34 protein-coding genes are annotated in these 26,732 nt (G+C 68.9%); 28 read left to right on the forward strand and 6 right to left on the reverse strand.

Annotated elements, in window-relative coordinates:
* The first annotated feature begins 105 nt into the window (after window positions 1-105).
* The 5 genes from proC to IEY60_RS07560 all read left to right on the forward strand — a co-directional run bounded on the left by proC (window position 106) and on the right by IEY60_RS07560 (window position 3,897).
* Window positions 106-924, forward strand: coding sequence for a pyrroline-5-carboxylate reductase (gene proC, locus IEY60_RS07540; RefSeq protein ID WP_189025495.1), 819 nt, complete (start codon window positions 106-108; stop codon window positions 922-924).
* Window positions 925-1,086: 162 nt separating this feature from the next.
* Window positions 1,087-1,356, forward strand: a complete 270-nt coding sequence (locus IEY60_RS07545; RefSeq protein WP_229739639.1) for a helix-turn-helix domain-containing protein — start codon at window positions 1,087-1,089, stop codon at window positions 1,354-1,356.
* A gap of 187 nt (window positions 1,357-1,543) precedes the next feature.
* Complete coding sequence (locus IEY60_RS07550; RefSeq protein WP_003402602.1) at window positions 1,544-1,645, forward strand: 30S ribosomal protein bS22; 102 nt, start codon at window positions 1,544-1,546, stop codon at window positions 1,643-1,645.
* 204 nt (window positions 1,646-1,849) lie between these two features.
* The gene (locus IEY60_RS07555; RefSeq protein ID WP_189025497.1) at window positions 1,850-2,884 is read left to right on the forward strand and encodes an NAD-dependent epimerase/dehydratase family protein; all 1,035 of its coding nucleotides are present in this window, start codon (window positions 1,850-1,852) and stop codon (window positions 2,882-2,884) included.
* Window positions 2,881-3,897, forward strand: a complete 1,017-nt coding sequence (locus IEY60_RS07560) for a lysophospholipid acyltransferase family protein (RefSeq protein WP_189025499.1) — start codon at window positions 2,881-2,883, stop codon at window positions 3,895-3,897. Before IEY60_RS07555 ends, IEY60_RS07560 begins: the two co-directional genes overlap by 4 nt.
* Window positions 3,898-4,027: 130 nt before the next feature.
* Here the strand turns inward: IEY60_RS07560 and IEY60_RS07565 are convergent, their stop codons facing one another.
* Window positions 4,028-4,957, reverse strand: a complete 930-nt coding sequence (locus tag IEY60_RS07565) for an HAD family hydrolase (RefSeq protein WP_229739748.1) — start codon at window positions 4,955-4,957, stop codon at window positions 4,028-4,030.
* A gap of 184 nt (window positions 4,958-5,141) precedes the next feature.
* On the opposite strand from IEY60_RS07565, the gene IEY60_RS07570 reads away from it, so the two are divergent.
* The 5 genes from IEY60_RS07570 to IEY60_RS07590 all read left to right on the forward strand — a co-directional run bounded on the left by IEY60_RS07570 (window position 5,142) and on the right by IEY60_RS07590 (window position 10,524).
* On the forward strand, window positions 5,142-5,423 hold the full coding sequence (locus IEY60_RS07570) for a glutaredoxin family protein (RefSeq protein ID WP_189025503.1): 282 nt from the start codon (window positions 5,142-5,144) through the stop codon (window positions 5,421-5,423).
* A gap of 205 nt (window positions 5,424-5,628) precedes the next feature.
* Complete coding sequence (locus IEY60_RS07575; protein WP_189025505.1) at window positions 5,629-6,498, forward strand: redox-sensing transcriptional repressor Rex; 870 nt, start codon at window positions 5,629-5,631, stop codon at window positions 6,496-6,498.
* Window positions 6,495-7,889: a glutamyl-tRNA reductase gene (locus IEY60_RS07580; RefSeq protein ID WP_189025507.1), complete on the forward strand. Its 1,395-nt coding sequence runs from the start codon at window positions 6,495-6,497 to the stop codon at window positions 7,887-7,889. The genes IEY60_RS07575 and IEY60_RS07580 overlap by 4 nt, the downstream gene beginning before the upstream one ends.
* Window positions 7,886-8,956, forward strand: coding sequence for a hydroxymethylbilane synthase (gene hemC, locus IEY60_RS07585; RefSeq protein ID WP_189025510.1), 1,071 nt, complete (start codon window positions 7,886-7,888; stop codon window positions 8,954-8,956). Before IEY60_RS07580 ends, hemC begins: the two co-directional genes overlap by 4 nt.
* Entirely contained in the window at window positions 8,953-10,524 is a 1,572-nt protein-coding gene (locus IEY60_RS07590) for a bifunctional uroporphyrinogen-III C-methyltransferase/uroporphyrinogen-III synthase (RefSeq protein ID WP_189025512.1), read from the forward strand. Before hemC ends, IEY60_RS07590 begins: the two co-directional genes overlap by 4 nt.
* Before the next feature lie 56 nt (window positions 10,525-10,580).
* Here IEY60_RS07590 and IEY60_RS07595 read toward each other — a convergent pair whose 3' ends face one another.
* Window positions 10,581-10,865: a hypothetical protein gene (locus IEY60_RS07595; RefSeq protein WP_189025514.1), complete on the reverse strand. Its 285-nt coding sequence runs from the start codon at window positions 10,863-10,865 to the stop codon at window positions 10,581-10,583.
* Window positions 10,866-11,088: 223 nt separating this feature from the next.
* Between IEY60_RS07595 and IEY60_RS07600 the strand changes: the two genes are divergently transcribed.
* From IEY60_RS07600 to IEY60_RS07625, 6 genes are all read left to right on the forward strand, one after another.
* Entirely contained in the window at window positions 11,089-12,267 is a 1,179-nt protein-coding gene (locus IEY60_RS07600; RefSeq protein ID WP_189025516.1) for a serine hydrolase domain-containing protein, read from the forward strand.
* Between the two features lie 42 nt (window positions 12,268-12,309).
* Window positions 12,310-13,287 carry a porphobilinogen synthase gene (gene hemB / locus IEY60_RS07605; protein ID WP_189025518.1) on the forward strand — a complete coding sequence of 326 codons (978 nt, stop codon included), beginning with the start codon at window positions 12,310-12,312 and terminating at the stop codon, window positions 13,285-13,287.
* On the forward strand, window positions 13,284-13,796 hold the full coding sequence (locus tag IEY60_RS07610) for a hypothetical protein (protein WP_229739640.1): 513 nt from the start codon (window positions 13,284-13,286) through the stop codon (window positions 13,794-13,796). The genes hemB and IEY60_RS07610 overlap by 4 nt, the downstream gene beginning before the upstream one ends.
* Before the next feature lie 265 nt (window positions 13,797-14,061).
* Window positions 14,062-14,502 carry a transport-regulating membrane protein Mce1N gene (mce1N, locus tag IEY60_RS07615; RefSeq protein WP_189025520.1) on the forward strand — a complete coding sequence of 147 codons (441 nt, stop codon included), beginning with the start codon at window positions 14,062-14,064 and terminating at the stop codon, window positions 14,500-14,502.
* Window positions 14,499-14,768: a hypothetical protein gene (locus IEY60_RS07620; RefSeq protein ID WP_189025522.1), complete on the forward strand. Its 270-nt coding sequence runs from the start codon at window positions 14,499-14,501 to the stop codon at window positions 14,766-14,768. The genes mce1N and IEY60_RS07620 overlap by 4 nt, the downstream gene beginning before the upstream one ends.
* An 83-nt stretch (window positions 14,769-14,851) precedes the next feature.
* The gene (locus IEY60_RS07625; RefSeq protein WP_189025524.1) at window positions 14,852-15,073 is read left to right on the forward strand and encodes a hypothetical protein; all 222 of its coding nucleotides are present in this window, start codon (window positions 14,852-14,854) and stop codon (window positions 15,071-15,073) included.
* Here IEY60_RS07625 and IEY60_RS07630 read toward each other — a convergent pair.
* Window positions 15,070-15,453, reverse strand: coding sequence for a hypothetical protein (locus IEY60_RS07630; protein WP_189025526.1), 384 nt, complete (start codon window positions 15,451-15,453; stop codon window positions 15,070-15,072). The two genes, IEY60_RS07625 and IEY60_RS07630, sit on opposite strands and share 4 nt — an antisense overlap.
* 207 nt (window positions 15,454-15,660) lie before the next feature.
* On the opposite strand from IEY60_RS07630, the gene hemL reads away from it, so the two are divergent.
* The 7 genes from hemL (at window position 15,661) to ccsB (ending at window position 22,005) form a co-directional block, all read left to right on the forward strand.
* The gene (gene hemL / locus IEY60_RS07635) at window positions 15,661-16,998 is read left to right on the forward strand and encodes a glutamate-1-semialdehyde 2,1-aminomutase (RefSeq protein WP_189025528.1); all 1,338 of its coding nucleotides are present in this window, start codon (window positions 15,661-15,663) and stop codon (window positions 16,996-16,998) included.
* A 116-nt stretch (window positions 16,999-17,114) separates the two neighbouring features.
* A complete protein-coding gene (locus IEY60_RS07640) occupies window positions 17,115-17,732 on the forward strand; it encodes a histidine phosphatase family protein (RefSeq protein ID WP_189027364.1) in 618 nt (205 codons plus the stop codon).
* Entirely contained in the window at window positions 17,729-18,370 is a 642-nt protein-coding gene (locus IEY60_RS07645; protein WP_189025530.1) for a TlpA disulfide reductase family protein, read from the forward strand. The genes IEY60_RS07640 and IEY60_RS07645 overlap by 4 nt, the downstream gene beginning before the upstream one ends.
* A 56-nt stretch (window positions 18,371-18,426) precedes the next feature.
* Complete coding sequence (locus IEY60_RS07650; RefSeq protein ID WP_019049443.1) at window positions 18,427-18,594, forward strand: hypothetical protein; 168 nt, start codon at window positions 18,427-18,429, stop codon at window positions 18,592-18,594.
* Window positions 18,594-19,406, forward strand: coding sequence for a cytochrome c biogenesis CcdA family protein (locus tag IEY60_RS07655; protein ID WP_189025531.1), 813 nt, complete (start codon window positions 18,594-18,596; stop codon window positions 19,404-19,406). The genes IEY60_RS07650 and IEY60_RS07655 overlap by 1 nt, the downstream gene beginning before the upstream one ends.
* On the forward strand, window positions 19,406-21,040 hold the full coding sequence (gene resB, locus IEY60_RS07660) for a cytochrome c biogenesis protein ResB (protein WP_189025533.1): 1,635 nt from the start codon (window positions 19,406-19,408) through the stop codon (window positions 21,038-21,040). Before IEY60_RS07655 ends, resB begins: the two co-directional genes overlap by 1 nt.
* Complete coding sequence (gene ccsB, locus IEY60_RS07665) at window positions 21,040-22,005, forward strand: c-type cytochrome biogenesis protein CcsB (protein WP_189025535.1); 966 nt, start codon at window positions 21,040-21,042, stop codon at window positions 22,003-22,005. The genes resB and ccsB overlap by 1 nt, the downstream gene beginning before the upstream one ends.
* Window positions 22,006-22,435: 430 nt before the next feature.
* On the opposite strand, the gene IEY60_RS07670 is transcribed toward ccsB, so the two are convergent.
* The 3 genes from IEY60_RS07670 to IEY60_RS07680 all read right to left on the reverse strand — a co-directional run bounded on the left by IEY60_RS07670 (window position 22,436) and on the right by IEY60_RS07680 (window position 23,670).
* Window positions 22,436-23,089, reverse strand: a complete 654-nt coding sequence (locus tag IEY60_RS07670) for a hypothetical protein (RefSeq protein WP_229739641.1) — start codon at window positions 23,087-23,089, stop codon at window positions 22,436-22,438.
* 72 nt (window positions 23,090-23,161) lie between these two features.
* Window positions 23,162-23,344, reverse strand: a complete 183-nt coding sequence (locus IEY60_RS07675; RefSeq protein ID WP_189025537.1) for a hypothetical protein — start codon at window positions 23,342-23,344, stop codon at window positions 23,162-23,164.
* Between the two features lie 116 nt (window positions 23,345-23,460).
* Complete coding sequence (locus IEY60_RS07680) at window positions 23,461-23,670, reverse strand: BldC family transcriptional regulator (RefSeq protein ID WP_019049435.1); 210 nt, start codon at window positions 23,668-23,670, stop codon at window positions 23,461-23,463.
* Window positions 23,671-23,834: 164 nt separating this feature from the next.
* Here IEY60_RS07680 and IEY60_RS07685 point away from each other — a divergent pair, with 164 nt between their 5' ends.
* The 5 genes from IEY60_RS07685 to IEY60_RS07705 are packed head-to-tail and all read left to right on the forward strand — an operon-like array spanning window position 23,835 to window position 26,689.
* Entirely contained in the window at window positions 23,835-24,161 is a 327-nt protein-coding gene (locus tag IEY60_RS07685; RefSeq protein ID WP_189025539.1) for a DUF4229 domain-containing protein, read from the forward strand.
* Window positions 24,158-25,243, forward strand: coding sequence for an L-cysteine desulfhydrase Cds1 (gene cds1 / locus IEY60_RS07690; protein WP_189025541.1), 1,086 nt, complete (start codon window positions 24,158-24,160; stop codon window positions 25,241-25,243). The genes IEY60_RS07685 and cds1 overlap by 4 nt, the downstream gene beginning before the upstream one ends.
* A gap of 51 nt (window positions 25,244-25,294) precedes the next feature.
* Complete coding sequence (locus tag IEY60_RS07695; RefSeq protein ID WP_189025543.1) at window positions 25,295-25,837, forward strand: dihydrofolate reductase family protein; 543 nt, start codon at window positions 25,295-25,297, stop codon at window positions 25,835-25,837.
* 55 nt (window positions 25,838-25,892) lie between these two features.
* The gene (locus tag IEY60_RS07700; RefSeq protein ID WP_189025545.1) at window positions 25,893-26,114 is read left to right on the forward strand and encodes a helix-turn-helix domain-containing protein; all 222 of its coding nucleotides are present in this window, start codon (window positions 25,893-25,895) and stop codon (window positions 26,112-26,114) included.
* Window positions 26,114-26,689: a Clp protease N-terminal domain-containing protein gene (locus IEY60_RS07705; RefSeq protein ID WP_189025547.1), complete on the forward strand. Its 576-nt coding sequence runs from the start codon at window positions 26,114-26,116 to the stop codon at window positions 26,687-26,689. The genes IEY60_RS07700 and IEY60_RS07705 overlap by 1 nt, the downstream gene beginning before the upstream one ends.
* The last annotated feature ends 43 nt before the right edge of the window (window positions 26,690-26,732 follow it).

A 26,732-nucleotide genomic window follows, 5' to 3' on the forward strand; every position in this document is an offset into this window, starting at 1 on the left:
GCGTCGGGATTTCGCTCGGTCGAGGTGGCTGGGGAGTTACCCATGTGCTCGCTTGATCAGTGGGCTGCGTTGGGCTGAGCGGGGATTCCCGCTTAGCCTTGACCCATGACGAGAATTGCGGTGGTCGGTGGCGGGCGGATCGGTGAGGCGCTGGTCGCCGGATTGCTGGAATCCGGCAAAGCGACCAAGGATCTGGTCGTCGTCGAGCCGGTCGCCGCGCGGGCGGCGCAGCTCGCCGAGCGGTTCAAGATCCGGCTGACCGGATCGGTCGCCGACGCGGTCGTCGGGGCCGACATCGTCGTCCTCGCGGTCAAGCCGGGCGATGTCGACTCGGTGCTCACCGACCTGTCCAAGGCCGACCTGGACACCGGCCGGGAGCAGGTACTGGTCTCGCTGGCCGCCGGCGTCACCACCGCGCGACTGGAGTCCAAGCTACCCGCGGGCTTCGCGGTGGTCCGGGTCATGCCGAACACGCCGATGCTGGTCGGGCAGGGCATGAGCGTGCTCGCCGCCGGCCGCTACACCGACGCCGAGCAGCTCGAGATCGTCGGCGAGATGCTCGAAGCCGTCGGTAAGGTGGTGACGGTGCCCGAAGCCCAGATGGACGCGGTCACCGCGGTGTCGGGTTCGGGACCGGCGTATTTCTTCCTCGTCGTCGAGGCGATGATCGATGCCGGCGTGAGCCTGGGGCTGACGCGCGATGTGGCCAGCCAGCTGGTCGTGCAGACCATGATCGGCTCGGCCGCGCTGCTGGACGAGACCGGGCAGAGTGCGGTCGATCTGCGGGCCGCGGTCACCTCGCCCGCCGGCACGACGGCGGCGGCGCTGCGGGTGCTCGAGCGCGGCGCGTTGCGCTCGGCGTTCACCGAGGCGCTGCACGCCTCCAAGCAACGCTCCGCGGAACAGGGCGCGTCGAGCGAATGACGATCGGGTACCCGGGATGAAAACCGATTTCTCACACCCGTCGCAGTAATCCCACTGGTCCCGCTAAGCTCGTAGAAGCACGTGCGTGTCTGTTCCGCCGGTGGGGAAGCCGGTGGCGCGGACGTGCCGGAGGTCAATGGTGCCATGATGTCTGCGAACAGAATGTCTGCAAGCAATTCACCGGCGTCGGGCGGTGGATCGGGTTCTTCCGGTCCGCGGGTCGGCTCCACGCAGGGACAACCGGTGATCGGCGGTGGCACGCAGTTTCTCACCGTCGCCGAAGTCGCCGATCTCATGCGGGTGTCGAAGATGACGGTGTATCGGCTCGTGCATTCGGGTGAACTGCCCGCGGTGCGGGTCGGCCGCTCGTTCCGCGTGCACGCGAAGGCGGTGCACGACTACCTGGAGACGTCGTACTTCGACGCGGGCTGAACCAGCCCGCCAGGTACAAGGGCGGTTTCGTCGCTGCTCGGGTGTCCCGGTAGCATGAACCCTCGGTTCGTGTCCGCCTGCCGGTGGCACCGCTTCGTGGTGTCCGGTGCGCCCCGGCGGCGCGGGCACCAGACGACGCACGCGACACCGCGTGTGTATGCCGAGTAGAGAAACGCGAGGAAACCCTATGGGTTCTGTGATCAAGAAGCGCCGCAAGCGTATGTCGAAGAAGAAGCACCGCAAGCTGCTTCGCCGCACGCGTGTTCAGCGGCGCAAACTCGGCAAGTAAGCCTGCGTGCCTACGCGAGCCCGTCACCTTCGGAGGTGACGGGCTTGTGTTTTCTTACAGCGTCATCGTTAAAAGCTTGTTGATCGTGTCGGTGGGTGGCGCGAATGCGGCTACTCTGGTACGCGGGAAAACATGAGAAGCAGGGGGCTTTGAGTGGGGCCAGGTCCGAGTTCTGATACACGGGAACGACACGTACCGAAGGTAGTGCTGGTGACCGGTGCCAGCCGCTTCTTCGGTAGCAACGTCGCGTCCCGGCTCGCCGCGGAACCGGGTGTCGAGCGGGTGATCGCCGTCGACACGATGACCCCCAGCCGGGAGCTCCGCCGTCGCATGGGCAGCGCCGAGTTCGTGCGCGCCGACATCAGGAACCCGCTGATCCGCAAGGTCGTCGAGGGCAACGACGTCGACACCGTCGTGCACGCGGCCGTGCTCACCCGTCCGCCCGCCGGTGGCGGTCGCGCGGTGATGAAGGATCTCAACGTCCTCGGCACGATGCAGTTGCTCGCTGTGTGTCAGAAGGCGCCGTCGGTGCGGCGCGTTGTCGTCCGGTCGTCCTCGGCGGTGTACGGCTGCAGCGCCAAGGACCCGGCGAAATTCACCGAGGAAATGGGCGCGCGTACCCCACCGGCCGGTTGGTTTGCGCGCGACATGATCGATATCGAAGCGCTGGTGCGCGGAATGGCTCGGCGCAGGCCGGATATTTCCGCATCAATTCTGCGTTTCGCGCCGATCGTGGGTCCCCGGCTGGCCGATCGCGGCGTGCAATATCTGCGTTCGCCGATCACGCCGACGGTGCTCGGTCGCGAAGCCAGGCTGCAATTGCTGCACGAGGAAGACGCTGTTGCCGTACTGGTGCACGCCGCCTTACGTGCACAGGGCGGTACTGTGAATATTGCGGGCGATGGGGCACTGGCCATGTCGCAGGCGATCCGCAGGGCAGGGCGCATAGTCGCGCCGGTGCCGTTCTTCGTTTTCCGCACGGTCGGGCGCACGCTGATGGGCCCGGTCATGCGGGGATTCAGCGGTGAACAACCCGACTACTTCTACTTCGGTTGCGGGCTCGACACGACCCGCATGCGGACCGAACTCGGTTTCACCCCCCGCTGGACCACGGTTCAGGCATTCGACGATTTCATCGCGGGCGCAGCGTTGCGGCCCGTCTTCGATCCGGCATGGATCGACGCCGCAGAAACCAAACTGCTCGGCCTCATCGGGGCCGGTTCGGGAGCGCATACATGAACGAGGGAGCGAAAGTCATTCGTCTCGACGTGAATGTCGAGGCCCGACAACGACCACCGGCGCGGCGTTGGCCCGACCAGCCGGTGCAGGCCACCCCGGTCACCTCACTGAGCGAACGCAGGCCCGGCATGCCGACCAGGCCGCCGAAGACCCTGTCCGAGATCGTCCGCGGTGCCGTCGGCGCGCAGATCGAGAACGCCGCGGAGTTCGCGCGGCGCAGGCTCACCGGCGACTATCAGGTCGACGAGTTCGGCTACGACGAGCACCTGCTCGAGTCGGTCATCCTGCCCGCCCTGCGGCCGCTGTCGGACTACTGGTTCCGGGTCGAGGTCGCGGGCATCGAGAACATTCCCGCCGCCGGTGGCGCGCTGATCGTCGCCAACCACGCGGGCACCGTGCCGCTCGACGGGTTGATGCTGCAGCTGGCCGTCCACGACAAGCATCCGAATCGGCGCGCGCTGCGGCTGCTGGCTGCCGATCTGATCTTCGAGCTGCCGATGCTCGGCGCGCTGGCCCGCAAGGCCGGGCACACGCTGGCCTGCCATCCTGATGCCGAGCGCCTGCTGCGCTCCGGCCAGATCGCCGGTGTGTTCCCCGAGGGCTTCAAGGGCGTCGGCAAGAACTACGCCGACCGCTACAAGCTGCAGCGCTTCGGCCGCGGCGGGTTCGTCTCGGCGGCCGTGCGCACCGGCGTGCCGATCATCCCGTGCTCGATCGTCGGCTCCGAGGAGATCTACCCGAAGCTGGCCGACATCAAGCCGCTGGCCCGCCTGCTCGGCCTGCCGTACTTCCCGGTGACCCCGCTGTTCCCGCACCTGGGCCCGCTGGGCGCGATCCCGCTGCCGTCGAAGTGGTACATCGAATTCGGCGAGCCGATCGCCACCTCGGCCTACGAGCCGGAAGAGGCCGACGACCCGATGACGATGTTCGAGGTCACCGACCAGGTCCGCGAGACGATCCAGCAGACCCTCTACAAGCTGCTCGCCAAGCGCCGCAACACCGTAATGGGGTAGGACGCGCCCGCTGATCACGCGAGAACATGGGTAACTCCCCGACCACCTCCAAGCCGCCGCCCTCATCACGCAAGACCGACGGCCAGCCGTCGAGCTCCCGGACGGCACGCAAAGTTCGCGGGGAGGCGGGCTAGCCCGCCCGCTTGCGGGTGATCGCCGCCGCGACGGCGCCGCCTGCCGCACCCAGTGCGAGCGCGGTGGGGACGCCGATCTTGGCGGCCTTGCGGCCGGTGCGGAAGTCGCGGATCTCCCAGCCGCGGTTCTTGGCGACCTCGCGCAGATCCGAGTCGGGGTTGATCGCGACCGCGGTGCCGACCAGCGACAACATGGGCACGTCGTTGTGGCTGTCGGAGTAGGCCGTGCAGCGCTTGAGGTTGAGGCCCTCGCGGATGGCCAGGGTGCGCACCGCGTGCGCCTTGCCGAGGCCGTGCAGGATGTCACCGACCAGCCGGCCGGTGAACTTGCCGTCGACGCTCTCGGCGACCGTGCCGAGGGCGCCGGTCAGGCCCAGCCGCTTGGCGATGACGTTGGCCAGTTCCACCGGCGTCGCGGTCACCAGCCAGACCTGCTGGCCGGCGTCGAGGTGCATCTGGGCGAGCGCGCGGGTGCCGGGCCAGATCTTGTCGGCGATGATCTCGTCGTAGATCTCCTCGCCGAGCGCGGCGAGTTCGGCGGTCGAGCGGCCCGCGATGAAGCTGAGCGCCTTCTCCCGGCCCGAGGCCATGTCGGAGGAGTTCTCCTTGCCGGTGACCCGGAACTTCACCTGCTTCCAGGCGACGTCGACCAGGTCGGAGGTCTTGAAGTACTTGCGCGCGGCCAGCCCGCGGGCGAAGTGCACGATCGAGGCGCCCTGCACCAGGGTGTTGTCGACGTCGAAGAACGCCGCCGCCGTCAGATCGCGCGGTACCTCGGGGCCCGTGTCGTCGCCCTGTTCGGCGAGTTCGGCATCGTGCAGGGTGAGCGCGGCGTCGGCGCTGGCCTCACCGGCCAGGTTGGCGCGCAGCTCCTCCTCGCTCGGCCCGAACGGGCTGCGTGGCAGCCGTGCGAACTGTTCCTGCAGTTCCTGGCCGAGGCGGCTTGGCTGCCACCGCGCAGGGAACTCCCCGAATCGCCCTGCGACGAATCCGGCCCTAGCCACCTTCGAACGTTCCGGCACCAGTACCCTCCGCTAGTCGCGCGAACCATGTCCACAGTAACCGGATTCACCGACAACCCGCGGCGGGCTCGGGGATTAAATAGAGCTCATGACTAATCCCACACCCACCGTGACCCTGTTGACGCGCGCCGGTTGCGGCCTGTGCAGCATCGCACTGGCGCAATTGGAGGCGATCTGTGGTGATTTCGGTCTCCCGGTGCACACCGTAGACGTCGACGAAGCCGCGGTCAGCGACCCCGGACTGCGTGCCGAATACGGCGATCGGCTGCCCGTGGTCCTGTTGGACGGCCGTGAACACAGCTATTTCGACGTCGACGAGCCACGTTTGCGGGCCGACTTGAACCGTTTCGCTGGTCGCGGCGGAAAATGAGGCCAATTTCACCGACTTTGTGAACGCCTGCACAAGCGGTTACGGTGGTGGCACGCAATCCGCACCGCCGCCCCCAGCAGCGGCGGTGGCCGGGTTTGTACCGCCCCCCATGGCACCGGTCGCTCTCACGCGACGTAGCGACCCACACCGGTGAACGAACAGAGGAACCGGACCGCGATCAGGCCCGGAACGAGGAGCCGACGACGTGACAGAGCAGCATGAGACGCCAGGTGGCGTCTCCGGCAAGGCTCTTCAGAGGGATATCCCCCAGGCCACGGTGACTCGTCTTGCTACTTATCTCCGGGTTCTCGCCGGCTTGGCCGACGAGGGTGTAGCCATCGTATCGAGTGAGGAACTTGCTGTCGCGGCGGGTGTCAATTCGGCCAAGCTGCGCAAGGATCTTTCCTTCCTCGGACCCAACGGCGTGCGGGGTGTCGGCTATGACGTAGCCAAGTTGCGCACCAGGATCGAAGATGTGCTCGGTCTGTCGCAGGGACATCGGGTGGTGCTGATCGGTGCGGGCAATCTGGGCCGCGCCCTGGTCGGCTACGGCGGTTTCGGGGTACGCGGCTTCACCGTGGTCGGGATCTTCGACAACGACCCCGCGGTGATCGGCCAGGCGTACGCCGGTCTCGTCGTGCGCGATGTCGAGCAGCTCACCGAGCAGATTCCGGCGCTCGCGCCGACCATCGCGGTACTCGCCGTGCCGGACGAGGCCGCCCAGGACGTGTGCGACCGGCTCGTCGCCGCCGGGCTCCCGTCGATCTTGAGCTTTGCCCCGTGTGCCCTGCGCGCGCCCGCCCATGTGGAGGTTCGCCGCGTCGACCTGGCGATGGAGTTGCAGATGCTCTCCTTCGACGCCGCCCGCAACGACGCGCCCGCCCTGCCCGAGGTGGCGCAGGCCGGGTCCGGCCGGATCGCGCGCCGGGTGCCGACGCAGAACCATCCCGCCCTCACGCACCCCGCGCCGGTCGAACCGGCGCGCGGCAGGCCGCAGCGACGCACCGCGCCGCACTCGGCCACCCCGCATTCGGCAACGGAGCCAAGCACCAAGGGATCGGTGATCACGCCATGAGCATCCTGCTCGTCGGAATTTCTCATCGGAGTGCGCCGGTCTCGGTGCTCGAGAAGGTCGCCATCAGTGAGGCCGACCGCCCGAAGCTGATCGACCGGCTGCTCGAGTCGAGCCATGTGTCCGAGGCGATGATCGTCTCCACCTGCAACCGCGTCGAGGTCTACGCCGTGGTCGACGCCTTCCACGGCGGGCTCGGCGAGGTCAGCGAACTGCTCACCAAGCATTCCGGCCTGCCGCTGGGCGATCTGACCAGGCACGCCTACGTGCGCTACAGCGAGGCCGCGGCCGAGCACCTGTTCGCGGTCGCCAGCGGCCTGGACTCGATGGTCGTCGGCGAGCAGCAGGTGCTCAGCCAGATCCGCAGCGCCTACGCCAGCGCCGACGGGCAGCAGGCGGTCGGGCGCACCCTGCACGAGCTGGCCCAGCACGGACTGCGGGTCGGCAAGCGGGTGCATTCGGAGACCGGGATCGACCGGGCAGGCGCCTCGGTCGTGTCGGTGGCGCTGGACCGGGCGCGCGGCGTCGTCGGCGATCTGGCCGGCCGCACCGCGGTGGTGCTCGGCGCCGGTGCGATGGGCGGGCTGGCCGTGGCGCATCTGTCGCGGGCCGGGATCGGCCGGATCATCGTCGTGAACCGCACGCTCGATCGCGCGCAGCGCCTGGCCGAGACCGGTCGCAGTATGCACGGCGTCGACGCCGAGGCCGTCGAGATGTCGTCTCTCACCGAGGCGATGGCAGCCGCGGACGTCGTCATCACCTGTACCGGCGCGGTCGGTGCGGTCGTGACACTGGCCGACACCCACCGCGCGCTCGCGGGCCGGGCCCGCACCGACGCCGCCGAACGTCCGCTGGTCTTCTGCGACCTCGGCCTGCCCCGCGATGTGGAGCATGCCGTGGCGGGTCTGCCCGGCGTCGCCGTCATCGACATCGAATCGCTGCAGCGCGATCCGGCCGCGGGCGCCGCGGCCGACGACACCGCGGCCGCGCGTCAGATCGTCGCCGACGAACTCGCGAAATATCTTGCCGGGCAACGCATGGCGGAGGTCACCCCGACGGTGGCCGCACTGCGTCAGCGCGCCGCCGAAGTGGTGGAAGCCGAACTGCTCCGCCTGGATTCGCGGCTACCCGACTTGGCCGATCCGGCTCGCGACGAGGTGGCGCGCACCGTGCGCCGCGTCGTCGACAAGCTGCTGCACGCGCCGACGGTGCGCGTCAAGCAGCTGGCATCGACGCCGGGTGGCGACAGCTACGCCGAGGCGTTGCGTGAGCTGTTCGAACTGAAACCCGGTGCGGTGCAAGCGGTTGCCGCTCCCATGGAGGTCGCTGCGGGCGAGTCCGCGCTGGCCGACGACTTCACCGCAGGACACCTCGGCGATGGGCAGGACTCATGATCACGACAGTGCAGGAAGAGGACACCGTGACCGCAGGCAGCAGCAGTGCGCCGTGGCGGATCGGCACGCGCGGCAGCCTGCTCGCGCTGACACAGGCGGGCACCATCCGTGATGCGCTGATCGCGGCGGGTCAGCCCGCCGAACTGGTCGTGATCAAGACGCCCGGTGATCTGTCGTCGGATCCGGTCCAGAAGATCGGCGTCGGCGTGTTCACCTCGGCGCTGCGCGACGAGCTCGCCGCGGGCAGCATCGACATCGCGGTGCACTCCTACAAGGATCTCCCCACCGCGCAGGACCCGCGCTTCACCATCGCCGCCATCCCGCCCCGCGAGGACCCGCGCGACGCGCTGGTCGCCCGCGACGGACTGGTCCTCGGTGAACTGCCCGCCGGCGCCAAGGTCGGCACGTCGGCGCCGCGGCGCGCCGCCCAGCTGCGCGCTCTTGGCCTCGGCCTCGACATCGTCCCGCTGCGCGGCAACATCGACTCCCGGTTGCGCAAGGTCAGCGAGGGCGAACTCGACGCGATCGTCATCGCCCGCGCCGGTCTGTCCAGAATCGGGCGGACCGACGCGATCACCGAATCGCTCGAGCCGGTGCAGATGCTGCCCGCCCCCTCGCAGGGCGCCCTCGCGGTGGAATGCCGCAGCGACGACCCGCAGCTGATCGAGATCCTCGCCGGCCTGGACGACGCGCCGACCAGGGCCGCTGTGCTGGCCGAGCGTGCGCTGCTCGGTGAGCTCGAGGCGGGCTGCACCGCGCCGATCGGGGCCATCGCCGAGGTCGTCGAGTCGATCGACGAGGACGGCCGCATCTTCGAGGAGCTGTCGCTGCGGGCCTGTGCCGCCGCGATCGACGGCTCCGACGTCCTGCGCGCCTCGATCGTCGGCGCGCCGCGCGACGCCGAGGAGCTCGGTCGCGCACTCGCGCGCGATCTGCTGGATCTGGGCGCTCGCGCATTGCTGAGCGTCGCGGACGAGCCGGAACCGGAGGTCGGTTCCCCCACACAGGCGGTGAACACCCCCGCCCCAGACTTCACCAATTCCAGCCCGATGGAGAACAACCGATGAGCAGCCGAGGCACCAAGAAGCAACCAGGGCGGATCCTTTTCGTCGGATCCGGCCCCGGCGACCCGGCCCTGCTGACCGTGCGCGCCCGTGAGGTGCTCGAGCGGGCGACGCTGGCGTTCACCGACCCCGATGTCGACAAGGGCGTGCTCGCGCTGATCGGCATCGCCGTCGAGGCGGGCGAGGACGGCGTGCGTCCGGTCGACGTGCGTCCGGCGCTCGGCGAGCCCGCCGAGGTGGCCAAGACGCTGATCGCCGAGGCCCGCGGTGGTCACGATGTGGTGCGCGTCGTCGCCGGTGATCCGTTGACCACCGATTCGGTGATCAACGAGGTCAACGCCGTCACCCGCTCGCACATGGTGTTCGAGGTGCTGCCCGGCCTGCCGAACGGCTCCGCGGTGCCCAGCTACGCGGGTATCGCCCTCGGTTCCGGGCACACCGAGGCGGACGTGCGCGGCGAGGTCGACTGGGCGGCGCTGGCCGCGGCCCCCGGACCGCTGGTGCTGAGCGCCACCTCCGGGCACCTGGCCGAGACCGCGAGCGCGCTGGTCGAACACGGCCTGGCTCCGCAGACTCCGGTCGCGGTGACCGTGCGTGGCACCACTCGCCAGCAGCGCACCATCGAGGCGACGCTGGCCACCCTGAACAACGCCGCCTCCGAGCTGGTCGGCCCGCTGGTCGTCACGGTCGGCAAGGAGGTGGACAAGCGCTCGAAGATGTCGTGGTGGGAGTCGCGTGCCCTCTACGGCTGGACCGTGCTTGTACCGCGTACCAAGGACCAGGCCGGCGAGATGAGCGAGCGGCTGGTGACCCACGGCGCCATCCCGATGGAGGTGCCGACCATCGCGGTCGAGCCGCCGCGCAGCCCCGCGCAGATGGAGCGCGCGGTGAAGGGCCTGGTCGACGGCCGCTACCAGTGGGTGGTGTTCACCTCCACCAACGCGGTGCGCGCGGTGTGGGAGAAGTTCGCCGAGTTCGGTCTGGACGCGCGGGCGTTCTCCGGTGTGAAGATCGCCTGTGTCGGCGAGGCCACCGCCGAGAAGGTGCGCTCCTTCGGCATCAACCCCGAGCTGGTGCCCAGCGGCGAACAGTCCTCCGAGGGCCTGCTCGCCGACTTCCCGCCCTACGACGACGTGTTCGACCCGGTCAACCGGGTGCTGCTGCCGCGCGCCGACATCGCCACCGAGACCCTCGCCGAGGGCCTGCGTGAGCGCGGCTGGGAGATCGACGACGTCACCGCCTACCGCACCGTGCGTGCCTCGCCGCCGCCGGCGGAGACCCGCGAGATGATCAAGACCGGCGGTTTCGACGCGGTCCTGTTCACCTCGTCCTCCACGGTCCGCAACCTGGTCGGTATCGCGGGCAAGCCGCACGCGCGCACCATCGTCGCCTGCATCGGCCCGAAGACGGCCGAGACCGCGATCGAGTTCGGTCTGCGAGTCGACGTGCAGCCCGAGACCGCGCAGGTGGGTCCGCTGGTGGAGGCGCTGGCCGAGCACGCGTCGCGCCTGCGCGCCGAGGGCCTGCTGCCACCGCCGCGGAAGAAGAGCCGCCGCAGCAGCAGCCGCTAGTCTGCCGAGACCGCCCGAAGGCCCGCCCACTGTGGCGGGCCTTCGGCGTATCAGCGTCATCGGCTGTAGCGCAGCAGCGTGCGCACCAGCCGGCAGGTGGCATCCGACGGCGGGCGTAGTTCGATCTGGTCGGCGGTACGCCGGATCGTCTCGTTGGTGGCCTGATTCGGCAGGTACACACCGGAATCCAGGAGCGCGATCGTCAACCGCATGGCCTTGAGCCTGCGGTTGTGCGCCACGTACCAGCGACGCGGCCTGCCCGCGGGCAGGCGCTTCTTCTCCAGCGGCACATACGGTGCGGTGATGAACGTGGACTTCGGTGCTGCGGCAATGGCGTTCATGGCGTCCTCCCGTCGCGAATGGGTCCCGCCCCCGATCGTCGGGAACCCTCGAACACGCTTTCGATTGTAGCGAGGGGGTCCGACAACTTTCGTCGATCTCGCGCGGAAGCCATTGAGCTCCAGTGGGATTCGATGTTATCCACAGGTTCACCGCGGCTCGTCGCCGGGCAGCTGTCGGACCGCTGTGGTCTAGTGGGCCACAGATGTCACGGGAGGAGACACGATGACGGTGGACGAGATCGGCAAGCGTCTCGAAGCCCATGTCCAGGCCGATGAACTGCTCGGCCTGGCCTGGCTCGTAGCGACCGGCGACCAGGTATCGACGGGCACGGCAGGTCATCTCGACTCCTCGCGCGCCGTGCCCGTGCGCGCCGACACCGTCTTCCGCATCTCCTCGATGACCAAACCGGTCACCGCGGTCGCGGCCTCGATCCTGATCGACGAGGGCGTGCTCGACCCGGCCGAGCCGGTCGATCGCCTGCTGCCCGAACTCGCCGACCGCCGCGTGCTGGCGCACCCGGCCGCCGAGATCACCGACACCGTCGCGGCCCGGCGGCCGATCACCGTCGACGACCTGCTCACCTTCCGGCTCGGCTGGGGCATGGACTTCGCCGACTTCTCGCCCAAGCCGCTCGACGCGGCCTGGAGCGAGCTCGGCCTGGGCTGGGGTCCGCCGACGCCCGCGGAGATGCCGAACCCCGACACCTGGCTCGCACGGCTCGGCACGCTGCCGCTGCAGTACCAGCCGGGGGAGCGCTGGCTCTATCACGTCGGTGCGCCGATCCTCGGCTTCCTGGTCGCCAGGGCCGCGGGCAAGCCGCTCTCGGAGTTCCTGGCCGAGCGCGTCTTCGGCCCACTCGGCATGGTCGACACCGGCTTCTCCGTCCCGGCGGGCAAACTCGACCGCTTCGGGCCGCACTACGCCGACCGGGACGGCGCCCGCATCGTCTTCGACCCGGCCGACGGACAGTGGAGTACTCCGCCCGCGTTCGAGGGCGGCGGCGACGGACTCGTCTCCACCCTCGCCGACTATCACCGGTTCGCCCGGATGTTGCGCGACGGCGGCGAACACGACGGCATCCGGATCCTGTCCGGCGAGGCTGTGGCAGCGATGACGCGCAACCACCTCACCGCCGAACAGCTCGCCCGCGGCGGCCCGAACCCGGACGGCAGCGCGGGCTGGGGCTACGGGGTCGGTGTCCAGCTCAGCGACCTGGCGGACGGTCCGCGCGCCGGCTCGTACGGTTGGTCCGGCGGCCTCGGCTCCACCTGGTCCAACGACGGTGCGGTGACCGGCATCCTGCTCACCAACCAGACGTGGAGCTCGGCCGGTCCGCTCCCGGTGTTTGCCACGTTCGAGTCGATCTTGGGCGAGGTGGCCCGCGCGGGCGAGGCTGCGTAGGCGCCGACGCGAGGCCGCGCGCGCAGGCGTATTCTGCGGTCTATGACCGCTTTCGACCGCCCGCGGCGGTTGCGCAGGACTCCCGCTTTGCGTCGGCTCGTCGCCGAAACCACGCTGGAGCCGCGTCAGCTGGTGCTGCCGATGTTCGTCGCCGACGGGCTCGACGAACCGCGCGAGATCAGCTCGATGCCCGGCGTGTACCAGCACTCGCTCGACTCGCTGCGCAAGGCGTCCGTCGAAGCGGTGACCGCCGGTGTCGGCGGCCTGATGCTGTTCGGTGTGCCCCGGCCCGAGGACAAGGACGCCACCGGCAGCCAGGCCAGCGACCCCAACGGCATCCTCAACCGCGGCCTGCGCGCGCTGTCCGAGGAGGTCGGCGACTCGACCGTCGTCATGGCCGACACCTGCCTGGACGAGTTCACCGATCACGGCCACTGCGGTGTCATCGGCACCGACGGCGCGGTCGACAACGACGCCACCCTGCACCGCTACGTGGAGATGGCGCTGGCCCAGGCCGAGGCTGGCGCCGATCTGCTCGGCACCAGCGGCATGATGGACGGCCAGGTCGGCGCGATCCGGCGCGGGCTGGACGCGGTCGGGCGCACCGACACCGCCATCCTGGCCTACGCGGCCAAGTACGCCTCCGCCTTCTACGGTCCGTTCCGCGAGGCCGTCGGCTCGTCGCTGGAAGGCGATCGCCGCACCTACCAGCAGGACCCGGCCAACCGCCGCGAATCGCTGCGCGAACTCGATCTCGACCTCGCCGAGGGCGCCGACATCGTGATGGTGAAGCCGGCGATGTCCTACCTCGACATTCTGCGCGACGTCGCCGACCGCTCGACGGTGCCGGTGGCCGCGTACCAGATATCCGGCGAATACGCGATGATCACCGCCGCCGCCGAGCGCGGCTGGATCGATCGCAGGGCCGCGATCCTGGAGTCGCTGATCGGCATCCGGCGGGCGGGCGCGGACATCGTGCTCACCTACTGGGCGACCGAGGCTGCACACTGGCTGTCGTGATCGTTCCACCGCACAAACCCGAAATCCGCCCGATGCCCGAAGACGTCGGCACCGCACGTCAGCTGTGGTGGGCCGTGTCCGGGCTCGGTGTCGTGTACACCGGCGCCGGGATCGCCACCATGACCGGGCAGCGCGACGAGCTGAGCAAGCAGTTCCTCGACGAGATGCACAAGTCGGACCCGAACTTCCCGGCCTCGACCGTCGACGTGATGGTGCTGGCCGCGTTCGTGCTGACCGCGATCGTCGGACTCGTGCTGGCCGGGGTCACGGTGCTGATCGCCCAGCAGCTCGCCCGCGGCAAGTCGTGGGCGCGCACGGTGCTCACGGTCGTCGCGGTCTGGCTCGGCCTCGGCGCGGTCGCCACGATGTTCGCCTTCACCGGCGACACCTCGGTAGCCACGATGATCGCCGGTGGCACCGCGATCGTGCAGGGCGTCCTCGCGGTCGGCGCCGCGTATCTGAGTTACCGGCCGGACTCCACCAAGTACTTCCAGCTGAACCGTCGGTGAACACGAAGTAGACCCCCGCCGACCCGGGGCGCCGACTCGCCGCAGTGTATGGTGAGCATGGTCACAGTGATTTGGGGTACTCCCTGTGACATAGCCGGTAGGGAACCGGCGGAGCGGAGGCAATGATGCGCGTGGTGATCGAGCAGCCACACAGCCTGCGGCGCGATCTGTTGGTCATCGGATTGATGGTTCTGCTCGCGGTCGTCACCATCGCTCTCATCCTGTTGCCGAGCCTGGTCAGCTGATCCTTCGTCGCAGTACCCCCATGGTGTTGTTCTCCGAGCCCGGCGCGCGATGGCGCGCGGTCGCCTACGGTCCGCTGCTCTGCGCTGTCATCCTGCTCGTGGAGTGGCTCACGGGCAGCACCCTGCACTGGTTCGCCCTGGGTTTCTGCGCCGTCGCCATCGGCGGTTTCACCGTCGTGCAGGTGATGGCGGGACGCACCCATGGCCGGGTCGAGCTGACCGACTCCACGCTGCATCAGGGCGTCGAATCGCTGTCGCTGGACGACGTCGCGGCCGTGCTCCCCGTCGAGGACGACGATGCCGCGCAGGGCAGCCCGCTCGGCGCGCTCAGCGGCGTCCCGCGCCGTCGCCGCGGCATCGGATTACGCCTGGTCGACGGCCGGATCGTGCAGGCGTGGGCGATCGACCACACCGGCCTGCGCACCGCATTGAGCTCTGCCCTGGCAGGATCGCAAGGATGAGACGCTGGATCGCCGCCGCGCTGTTCGAGCTCGGCCTGGCCGTGCTCTGCCTGGCCGGCGCGGCGTACAGCTGGAGCCATGCCCGGCGCACGACCGAATACGTCACCGCCGACGATCATCCCGCGTTCGAGGCCGTCCGCTACGTGCCACCGCTGCTGATCCTGGCCACCGGGCTGGTGATCCTGGCCGGTGTCCTCGTCATCGATGCCGTCGCCAGGATCGTGACCGGATATGTAGCGCCGCGCGTTACCGAAACGATGCACTGAGCGAGGCCGAATTTCGATGTGCGCGTTGGGGTTCGGCGCGGATCTCGATGCTCGCGCAGCGGGCAGTGCACGGAGGAACACCGATGACCAAGCTCACCGCAGGATTCTGTACCGCGGCCGCGGCCGTGGCGGCGATCGCCCTGGCGGCGGCACCCGCCCAGGCCGCCGGCCTGCCCCTGACCCCCATGGTTGCCGAGCCGGCCGCCGGTGGCTTCGCCCCGGAGACCGGCTCGAGCGGTATCTACAACGGCATCATGTGCCAGCTGCACACGATCTCGGCCGAGGTTCCCTGCATGTACACCTAATTCCAGTGCTGGTAGACGTCGACGACGCGGCCGCCGCGGGTCCCCGGCGCGTTCAGGTACACGGTGACGGTGCCGTCGGGATGGCTCGCCGCCTCCGTCACCACCTGACGCAGGGTGGCGCGGATGCCGCCGTCGGCGTCGCGGTGCAGATTCGTGTCGCCGTGCAGGCCCGCGCCGATCCGGTTGGCCGGCACGAGCATCGCGATCAGCGCCGGAATCGGACCGGCGCCGAGGGCGACGGTCTCGGAGTGGCTGAGGTGGGCGCCGATCCGATCCGGCTGGGCCTGCGGCGCGAAGGCGGTGGCCGAGCCCGCGCCGAAGACCACGGCGGCCGCGACGAACCCGGTCCCGAGGGCAGTGCTGGTGACGCCGAAACGCATGAAATACCCTTCCGCTATGAGCTGAGTTCCCACCGCTCAGTGCCTGAGCAGCCCGCAGCGTAGCCGCAGGCCAACGTGCCTAGATCGAAATCATCGGCGCCAGGGGGGCGGCGTGTCGGGCGTGTCGTCGGTGGGTCGCTGCGGTCTGGGTCACTGTGCTCCACCCTGTCGTCCGGCGCGCCGAGGCGAGCTGAGAGACTGGAATCCGTGAGTTCTTCTCCGCACGCGACCAGGTCATCGGTGCCGGTTTCCGCCCAGCTCTTCGAGCGGGCTGCTTCGGTGATCCCGGGTGGTGTCAATTCCCCGGTCCGTGCGTTCAATTCGGTCGGCGGAACGCCGCGGTTCATCGCCTCGGCCAACGGCTGCACCCTGATCGATGCCGACGGCAATTCCTACGTCGATCTGGTCTGTTCGTGGGGCCCGATGATCCTCGGCCACGCGCACCCCGCGGTCGTCGAAGCGGTGCAGCGGGCCGCGACGGGCGGACTGTCGTTCGGCGCGCCGACCGAGGCCGAGATCGAACTGGCCGAGGCGATCGCCGCGCGGGTCGAACCGGTCGACCGCGTGCGCCTGGTCAACTCCGGCACCGAGGCCACGATGAGCGCCGTGCGGCTGGCCCGCGGCTTCACCGGCCGGACCAAGATCATCAAGTTCTCCGGCTGCTACCACGGCCACGTCGACGCGCTGCTGGCCGACGCGGGCTCCGGCGTCGCGACGCTGGGCCTGCCCACCTCGCCCGGTGTCACCGGCGCGCAGGCCGCCGACACCATCGTGCTGCCCTACAACGACCTCGCCGCCGTCGCCGCCGCGTTCGAGGCCAACCCCGGCCAGATCGCGTGCGTCATCACCGAGGCCGCCGCGGGCAACATGGGCGCGGTCGCGCCGCTGCCCGGTTTCAACGAGGGCCTGCGCAGGCTCGCCCACGACAACGGCGCGCTGCTGATCATGGACGAAGTGATGACCGGTTTCCGGGTCAGCGCGTCGGGTTGGTACGGGCGCGAGGGCGTCGCCGGTGACCTCTACACCTTCGGCAAGGTGATGAGCGGTGGCCTGCCCGCCGCCGCGTTCGGCGGTCGCGCCGACATCATGAACAACCTCGCCCCGCTGGGCCCGGTCTATCAGGCGGGCACCCTCTCCGGTAACCCCGTCGCCGTCGCGGCGGGCCTGGCTACGCTGCGCGCTGCCGACGCGGAGGTGTACGTGGCGCTGGACCGCAACGCCGATCGGCTCGGCTCGCTGTTCGCGAAAGCCCTGACAGAGGCCGGTGTCGAGCATCAGGTCCAGTTCGCAGGCAATATGGTGAGCGTGTTCTTCGCCGACCGCCCGGTGACCGACTATGCCGCCGCCAAGGCGAGCCAGACCTGGCGTTACCCAGCCTTCTTCCATGCCCTGCTCGACGCGGGCGTGTACGCGCCGCCGAGCGCGTTCGAGGCCTGGTTCGTCTCCGCGGCGCTCGACGAGGACGCGTTCGACCGTATCGCCGCCGCTCTGCCCGCCGCCGCCCTCGCGGCCGCGGCCGCAACCCCCGAAGGATCCCCAGCGTGAGCTCCGACCAGCCCGACGCAGAATTCACCACCCCGGTCGACGGTGACGAGGCGCCGCATCCCGCGCCCGCCGCCGCGCCGCCCGGCCTCGACGACGACCCGTCGACCGTCGAAACCATCGTGCATGTGCTCCGCCACGGCGAGGTGCACAACCCGAACGGCATCCTCTACGGCCGCCTGCCCGGTTTCAGCCTCTCGGTGGCGGGCCGCTCGCAGGCCGCCGCGGTTGCCCGCTCGCTGGCCGACCACGACATCTCCCTGGTGATCGCCTCCCCGCTGCAGCGCGCCCAGGAAACCGCGGCCCCGATCGCCGCCGCCCACGACGTCATCGTGCGCACCGACGAGAACCTGATCGAAGCGGGCAACACCTTCGAGGGCCTGCGCGTGTCCGTCGGCGACGGCGCGCTGCGCAAGCCGCGGCACTGGTGGAAGCTGCGCGACCCGTTCACCCCGTCGTGGGGCGAGCCGTACCTGCAGATCGCGCATCGCATGCTGGCCGCGGTCAACAAGGCCCGTGTCGAGGGCGCCGGTCACGAGGTGGTGCTGGTCTCGCATCAGCTGCCCGTGTGGACGCTGCGCCGGTTCCTGCAGGGCCAGCGGCTCTGGCACGACCCGCGCAACCGCCAGTGCTCGCTCGCCTCGCTGACCTCGCTGGTCTACCACGGCGATACCCTGGTCGACATCGTGTACTCCGAACCAGCGGGCGCCTCCGACCCTTCGGTTCACGGCGCATGACACGCTCCACCACGTCGGTCTCCGTCCGCAGCCATCCGCTGCGGGCGGTCACTGCCGTCCTGTCCGCGTTGCTGGTGATCGTCGCGGCCGCGGGCTGTTCGACAGGTACCGATGCGGTGGCCACCGGTGGTGGCACCTTCGAATTCGTCTCGCCCGGTGGTAAAACCGATATCTATTACGATCCGCCCGCCTCGCGCGGCACGATCGGCAAGCTCTCGGGGCCCGATCTGATGAACGAGGGAAAGACCGTTTCGGTCGAGGATTTCCCGAACCAGATCGTGGTCGTCAATCTGTGGGGACAGTGGTGTGGCCCGTGCCGCGCCGAGTCGCCCGCACTCGAAAAGGTCTACGCGGCGACCAAAGACAAGGGCGTCGCGTTCCTGGGAATCAACGTCCGCGACCACCAGCGCGACAAAGCCCAGGACTTCGTAGTGGACAACAAGATCGAATACCCGTCCATCTACGACCCGTCGATGCGAACCTTGCTCGCCCTCGGCGGAAACTTTCCCACCAGTGTCATTCCGACCACGTTGATCCTGGATCGTCAGCACCGGGTCGCCGCGGTCTTCCTTCGCTCGCTATTGGCAGAAGATCTGCAGCCCGTGGTCGAGCGCATCGCCGCCGAGGAGAAGCAGTGAGCCGTCGTCGTCCCGGAAATCTGACCGCGTGTCGCCCCCGCCAGGGTGCCCGCCGCATGGGAGCGGGGTGGACCGTCGACGATCGCTGGGCGGGCATCGCGACCGTCCCGCGCAGCGTGGCCGGTGCGGGCCTGTTCGATTTCGGTCCGGCCGAGCCGGCCGAGACCGAGCGCACCCTGTCGTTGCCCCGCGACGAGCAGCGTGACGAGGACAGCACCGAGTGATGGTGCTCGCCGCAGTCGGGGATTCCTTCCAGCAGACGGCGGCATCGGGTCCGTTGCTGTTGGCGCTGGGTGCCTGTCTGCTCGCGGGCCTGGTGTCGTTCGCTTCACCGTGTGTCGTGCCGTTGGTGCCGGGGTACCTGTCGTATCTGGCCGGGCTGGTCGGCGCCGAGGCGCCACCGGCCACGGCCGCGCAGGCCGGTGTCCTGACCGCGCAGCGCCGCAGCGCGAAGATGCGCGTCGCCGGTGCCGCCGGACTGTTCGTCGCCGGGTTCACGGTGGTGTTCGTGTTGGCCACGGCCACCGTGTTCGGCGTGATCCAGACCCTCAACGTCAATCGGGAGCTGCTGCAGCGCATCGGCGGTGTGGTGACGATCCTGATGGGTCTGGTGTTCATCGGCCTGGTGCCCGCGCTGCAGCGGGACACCAGGATGGAGCCGCGCAGGTTCACCAGCATCGTCGGCGCGCCCCTGCTGGGCGGGGTGTTCGCGCTGGGCTGGACGCCGTGTCTGGGCCCGACGCTGTCGGGCGTGATGGCGGTGTCCGCGGGCACCGAGGGTACGACCGCGGCGCGCGGTGTCGTACTGATCGTGGCGTACTGTCTCGGGCTCGGGCTGCCGTTCGTCGTGCTGGCGTTCGGCTCGGCCGGTGCGTTGCGCGGGGTCGGCTGGCTGCGGCGCAATTCGCGCACCATTCAGGTAATCGGGGGTGTTCTGCTCGTCGCCGTCGGCGTCGCGCTGGTCACGGGGGCATGGGATCAGTTCGTCGGCTGGGTGCGTGACGGGTTCGTCTCCGAGGTGACTCTCCCGATCTGATGACTGACACACTGACTACTCCGATCACCCCCACCCCGCCCGTCCGGCAGTCCCTGCCCGGCCGTGCCTGGGCCCTGGTCCGCAATACCTGGCGCGGCCTCACCAGCATGCGCACCGCCCTGGTGCTGCTGTTCCTGCTGGCGCTGGCGGCCATCCCGGGCGCCCTGCTGCCGCAGCGCAGCCTGAACGCGCAGAAGGTCGACCAGTACATCGCCGACCGCCCGACTCTCGGCCCGTGGATGGACCGGTTCGAGCTGTTCGACGTGTTCGGCAGCTTCTGGTTCACCGCCATCTACGTGCTGCTGTTCATCTCGCTGGTCGGCTGCATCCTGCCGCGCTGCTGGGACCACTACAAGGCGCTGCGCACCCCGCCGGTCGCCGCGCCGCGCAATCTCGGCAGGCTGCCGCACCACTTCAGCGAGACCGTCGATCGCGACGCCGAGGAAGTCGTCGAGCAAGCGCGCGGGCAGCTGCGCGGCTGGCGCGTCGAGGTGCGGCCGGGCAAGCGCGACGGCGAGGTGACGCTGTCCGCGGAGAAGGGCTACCTGCGCGAGTTCGGCAACCTGGTGTTCCACCTGTCGCTGGTGGGACTGCTGGTCGCGATCGCGCTGGGCAAGCTGTTCGGCTACGAGGGCAATGTCATCGTGATCGCCAACAACGGCCCCGGCTTCTGCACCACCTCGCCCGCGGTGTTCGACTCCTTCCGCGCGGGCAACACCAACGACGGCACCGGCATGACGCCGCTGTGCATCAAGGTGAAGGACTTCAAGGCCGACTACCTGCCCACCGGCCAGGCCGAGATGTTCCGCTCGAACGTCGAGTACCAGGCGGGTCAGGACCTGAGCACCGACACCTGGCGCAGCACCGAGCTGCGGGTGAACCATCCGCTGCGCGTCGCCGGTGACCGCGTCTACCTGCAGGGCCACGGGTTCGCGCCGACGTTCACCGTCACCTTCCCGAACGGGCAGACCCGCACCGAGACGATCCAGTGGCGGCCCGACGACGCCCAGACGTTCCTGTCCAGCGGTGTGCTGCGGATCGACCCGCCCGGCGGCATGTACGCCACCGACGAGGAGCGGCGCCAGAACCAGATCGCCATCGAGGGCCTGTTCGCGCCGACGGCGATGTTCCACGGCAGCCTGCTCACCTCGTCGTTCCCGACGATGGACGATCCGGCCGTTGCGGTCGACATCTATCGCGGCAACACCGGCCTCGACACCGGCCGCTCGCAGTCGCTGTTCTCGCTGGATCCGGAGATGATCAAGCAGGGCCGGCTCACCAAGGAAGCGCGGGTCAACCTGCGTCCGGGCGAGTCGACCACGCTGCCCAGCGGCGCGAAGGTCACCTTCGACGGCGCGCAGGAGTTCGTGAACCTGCAGGTCTCGCATGACCCGGCCCAGCAGTGGGTGCTGGTGAGCGCGCTGACGATGATGGCCGGACTGCTGGTGTCGCTGCTGGTGAAACGCCGCCGGATCTGGATCCGGTCGTACCCCGCCGAGGCCGCGGCAGGTACCGTGGATCAACGACGGACCGTAGTAGAGATGGGCGGTCTGGCCAGAAGCGATCAGGCGGGCTGGGGCGGCGAATTCGACCGGCTGCGCGCGCGGGTACTGGACGCGGAAACGGAGAACTGATGCCGATCGACGAAACGCTGTCGCGCTACAGCGACTTCGCCTTCATGTCGGCCATGGCGGTCTATGCCCTGGCGACGGTGCTGCTGCTAGTGCAGTACGCCTCGGCGCGGGCCAAGCAGGTCGCCGCGCGCGAACTGGTCACCGCGGGCGCGCCCGCCGACCCGTCGCTGCCCGGCCGCATCGAGACGCCGGTTGCGAAGCCGACCGCCGAACGTCTCGGCAACATGGCGTTCGCGGTACTGCTGGTCGGCGCCGTGCTGCACGTCGGCTCGATCGTGCTGCGCGGGTTCGCCACCCACCGTTTCCCGCTGGGCAACATGTACGAGTTCACGACGATGGCCACCGCGGCCGCCGTGGTGATCGGCCTGTACTTCCTGCGCGATCAGCGCTACCGGTCCATGTGGGTGTTCCTGCTGGTCCCGGTGCTGATCCTGATGTTCCTGGCGGGCACGGTCCTCTACGCCGACGCCGCGCCCGTCGTCCCCGCGCTGCGCTCGTTCTGGCTGCCCATCCACGTCACCATCGTCAGCATCGGCAGCGGCGTCTTCCTGGTCTCGGGCGTGGCCAGCCTGCTGTACCTGTACCGCATGCGCCAGCCCGCGGGCGAAGAGTCGAACAACATCCTCGGCACCATCGCCCGCCGCCTCCCCGACGCCCGCACCCTCGACCAGCTCGCCTACAAAACCACCATCATCGGCTTCCCCCTCTTCGGCGCAGGCGTCATCCTCGGCGCCATCTGGGCCGAAGCCGCCTGGGGCCGCTTCTGGGGCTGGGACCCCAAGGAAACCTGCTCCTTCATCGCCTGGGTCCTCTACGCGGCGTATTTGCACGCCCGAGCCACCTCGGGTTGGCGCGACACCAAGGCCGCCTGGATCAACATCGCCGGCTTCGTAGCCATGCTCTTCAACCTCTTCATCATCAACATGGTGATCAGCGGTCTGCACAGCTACGCCGGTCTGAACTGACTTTCCGTACGCAGAGTTTCACGGCACCCCGCGGCAGCTGATGGGAGAATCCCCGGGTGCCAACACTGTGGGGGACGGCCGTTCGGTGGGTCGATGACGACGACACCATCGGCGGAGCATCGAAGTCCAGTTCACCGATGCGGAAGGTGCCGTGCATTCCGTGATCGACAAACTGCCGATCTTCTTCGCATCGGTTGACGACTACCCGACCCCGTCCTCGCCCTACCCGATCCCGTGTCCCCTCGATGTAGTCATCAGCGAGCACCTCGAAGGCAGCCGCACCGCAGTAGATCTCCGATGGGCGGAGTCGACCACCGATCAGATCCGTTTCGTCGTCCGTACGGCCGAGATCGAGACTGGATCGGTCGCTGAGCGGGAACGACAAAGCCCGGCGCTCGGGGAGCGTCCGGGCCTTCGTCGGTGATCGGGATCAGCAGTAGTAGCAGATCTTGTTGGCCGGGAGTTCGACGTGGCAGTTGAGGCAGACGGGCTTGCGGACCGGTTCCGGCTTCGGGACGGTGACGCTGCGCGTCGAGGCTGCGGTGCGCTTGGGCTTGGTTGCGGCTTCGGCTGCTTCGGCGGTGGCGAGGTCCTGGGAGGTCTGCTGGCGCAGGGCCGCGACCTTGGGGGGAAGGGTGGGGAGGCCGCCGTCGGCGGGGAGGTCGGTGGCGTAGTGCTGGTAGCACTGCCAGCGGGCGGCGGCGGCGTGCATTTCCAGGTCGTCGGGGATGGGCAGGCCCGCGAGTTCGAGGATGTAGCGGTAGCCGGTGCCCACCGTCTGGTTCTTGCGCACGCACAGCGCGCTCAGCGGCGGCTCGTTGTTCTTGTGACAGTGCTCGGCGACCTTGTCCAGTACGACCGGCAGCCAGTGCTGCCACTTCACCTGTGTGCGGATCCCGGATTCCTCCTGGACCAGCTCGGCCAACTCGGTGTTGACGATGAAGTTGTTGAACCTGGTCGCGGTGTCGGCGAGCACCTCGTGCGCCGCGCGGGTCCACGCCGACCTGGCCTCGGTGAACGTCACGGCGCTGCCGTCGGCCGCGCGCCAAGTGGTCGGAATGGAACTCTGCTGCACATCGATCACCGGAATACGTTATCTACCCGGGTCTTTCGCGGTGCAATCGGGGGTATGTGGGTAAGCTCACGCGCGCGAGCGCTACGGCTCGGACGGGCCGGAGTCGTCGCGGTGCTGCTTGCCGAGGCGCCAGAGGAATTCCGGATCGTCGTCGGGGCCGAGGATCGGTCTGCGCGGAGATGGGCCGGGCTTCTGTGGTCCGAACGCCTTCCAGCACAACACCGCGACGGCCGCGATTGCGATGAGGGCCAACAGGTACGTCACGTCGCTCACCTCCTGCTATCGAGGGTAGCCGTGTACGCGCCGTGTGCACATCCGCAACGGAAGGGAAATTTCCGGCAAACGCGAGCCCGCCAGAGGACTCGCGTCGGCCGGTCGGGTCAGCGGGGTGCTGCCTCGGTGGTGAGCGATTTGAGCAACTGCAGAACCTCGGACTCGCGGAATCGGCGATGTCCGCCCGGCGTGCGCAGCGAACCGAGCCTGCCCGCATGAGCCCACCGGGTGACGGTCTTGGGGTCTACGTGGAACATTGCGGCCACTTGGCCTGGTGTCAGCAGAGTGTCCTGGCCGCCGACGGTGATCGCAGTCATAGCTAACCTCTCCGTTCTCGACAGTTCCCTCATCAGATGGCGCCATCGTCGCACTGCGACCCCCACGTAGTCGAACCACCTACTTTTGGTAAAGGGGAAGTAATAGACAAAAGCCGCGAACGGGGCCGCATCGGCCCAGGCCGCGGCGGGGTTAGGCTGTTGTCGTGAGTGAAGCAACTGGTCAGCAAGGCTCTGGCGCGGGAAAGCGGCTGGTCCGCAATCTAGCCCTCTACACGCTGGCCCGCCTCGGGCTCGTCGTGGTGATCGCCGCGGTGATCGTCGGCGTCGCCAAGCTCATCGGCGTCGAGGTGCCGATCATCGTCGCGGCGCTGTTCGCGCTGATCGTCGCGATGCCGCTGTCGCTGACTCTGTTCAAGAAGCTGCGCACGAAGGTCAACGAGGACATCGCCATCGTCGACGCGCGCCGCCGCCAGGACAAGGCGCAGCTGCGGGCCCGGTTGCGGGGTGACGACGACGGGTCGGCTGCGTGAAATACCTCGACCGCAGCGCCCCGCGTGACTGGGTCGACAATGCCGTCCGACTGATCGACGCCGACTCCCAGCGTTCCGCCGACACCCACCTGCTGCGGTATCCGCTGCCCGCCGACTGGCCGGTGCAGCTCTACCTCAAGGACGAGTCCACCCACATCACCGGCAGCCTCAAGCATCGGCTGGCACGGTCGCTGTTCCTGTACGCGATCTGCAACGGCTGGGTCACCGAGGGCACGACGGTGGTCGAGGCGTCGTCGGGATCGACGGCGGTGAGCGAGGCCTATTTCGCGAAGCTGCTCGGCCTGGATTTCGTCGCGGTGATGCCGGCTGGCACCTCGCCGCAGAAGGTCGCGCTGATCGAAGCACAGGGCGGCCGTTGCCATTTCGTCGAGCGCGCCCCGGAGATGTACACCGAGGCCAAGCGCCTCGCCGCCGAGACCGGCGGGCATTTCATGGACCAGTTCACCCATGCCGAGCGCGCCACCGACTGGCGCGGCAACAACAACATCGCCGAATCCATCTTCGAGCAGCTGACGCTGGAGGCCCACCCGGTGCCGGAGTGGATCGTGGTCGGCGCGGGTACCGGGGGCACCAGCGCCACGATCGGCCGCTACATCCGCTACCGCAGGCACTCGACGCGCCTGGCCGTCGTCGACCCTGAGCACTCGGCGTTCTTCGGCGGTTACGAGACCGGTGACGCGGGCTACGAGACCGGAATGCCGTCGCGGATCGAGGGAATCGGCCGTCCGCGGGTCGAGCCGTCCTTCGTCGGGCAGGTGGTCGACCGGATGATCATGGTGCCGGACGCGGCCTCGGTCGCCACCGCGCGTCACGCCAGCACCGTGCTCGGCCGTCGCGTCGGCGGCTCGACCGGCACCAACCTGTGGGGCGCTTTCCATCTGGTGTCCGAAATGCTGGGCCAGGGTCGCAGCGGCAGCGTCGTCACCCTGCTGTGCGACGGCGGCGACCGGTACGCGGGCACCTATTTCGACGATGCCTGGGTCGAGGGCCAGAGTCTCGACCTCATCGGCCCGACCGCCGTCCTCACCGAGTTCGCCGCGACGGGTCGCTGGCACGGTTGACCAGTGAAACCTGACCGAGGATGTCAGGTTTCACTGTCAGGATCGGTGTCCATGACGACCCGCTATTACACCGCTACCAGCCTCGACGGCTACATCGCCGACCCCGACAATTCGCTGGACTGGCTGATGGCCGTCGCCGATGCCGACACCGCTACAGGCGATGTCGGCGAATTCCTGCGCGGCATCGGCGCTCTGTGTCTGGGGTCGACGACCTACGAGTGGATGGCGAACAACAATCCACCCGAGACCTGGCACGACAACTACGGTGACCTTCCGACCTGGGTCTTCACCCACCGGGAGCTGCCCGTGCTGCCCGGCGCGAATGTGCGCTTCGTCGCGGGCGAGGTGAGGCCCGTGCACGAGCAGATGACCGCCGCGGCAGCAGGCCGCGGCATCTGGATCATCGGCGGCGGCGACCTCGCCGGACAGTTCGCCGACGCCGGTCTGCTCGACGAGGTGATCGTCGGCATCGCGCCGGTGACGCTCGGTGGCGGCGCGCCCCTGCTGCCGCGGCGGATCCTGTCCGATCGGCTGCGGCTGGTCGATGTCGAACGTCTGGGCCAGTTCGCCAAACTCGTCTACCGATTGGGCTGAGCCGCGTCGTCAATTTTTGTTGACAACCCACGATTCGTCAATCAAAATTGACGCCATGACCGATGCAACAACGCTCGCCTCGGCGGCGGGTAATCCCGATCCGGCGGTCGGACTGCGCGCGGTGCTCGCCCTGCGCAGGCTGGCCGACCGGCTCGAATCCATCCAGGTGGCCAATGCCAGGGCCAACGGCTGGTCGTGGCAGGCGATTGCCGAAGCGCTCGAGGTGAGCAAGCAAGCGGTGCATCAGAAGCACAATCGGAAGGGCGGAACCCGCTGATGTTCGAGAAATTCACGCGACAGGCCAGGGTGGCGGTGGTCAGCGCCCAGGACGACGCCAAGGAGCTGGGCGCCAAGCAGATCGGGCCGGAGCACGTGCTGCTCGGCGTGGTGTCCAACGCCGAACCCGGCTTGCGGACGGTGCTCGACGCGCGCGGCGTCACCGCCGACGGTGTGCGCACCGCCCTCGCCGAACGCGCGAGCGTGACGCCGCTGGGCGCCGACGACGCCGAGGCTCTGCGTTCGATCGGCATCGACCTGGACGCGGTGCAGGCCAGCATCGCCGAGAACTTCGGCCCTGACGCCTGGGGCCGGGCCGAACCGGAGGCCAAGCGCGGTGTGTTCGGCCGGCTGCTCGGCTCGGGGCACATCCCGTTCACCGGCACGGCCAAGAAGACGCTCGAACTCGCCCTGCGCGAGGCGATCCATCGCAAGGAGCGCGAGATCTCCACGGCCTACCTGCTGCTGGGGATCCTGCGTGCCGCCGACCCCGCCACCACGGACCTGCTCGGCGGCCGCGACGGAGTCTCCGCACTGCGCACCGACATCTACGGGATGCTCGACCAAGCAGCGTGAATTCCGTGTCGGGTGTGTGTCAGTCCCGCCGCATTGTCCGTTT

The sequence above is a fragment of the Nocardia rhizosphaerihabitans genome (assembly GCF_014646295.1).
Lineage (GTDB): Bacteria > Actinomycetota > Actinomycetes > Mycobacteriales > Mycobacteriaceae > Nocardia > Nocardia rhizosphaerihabitans.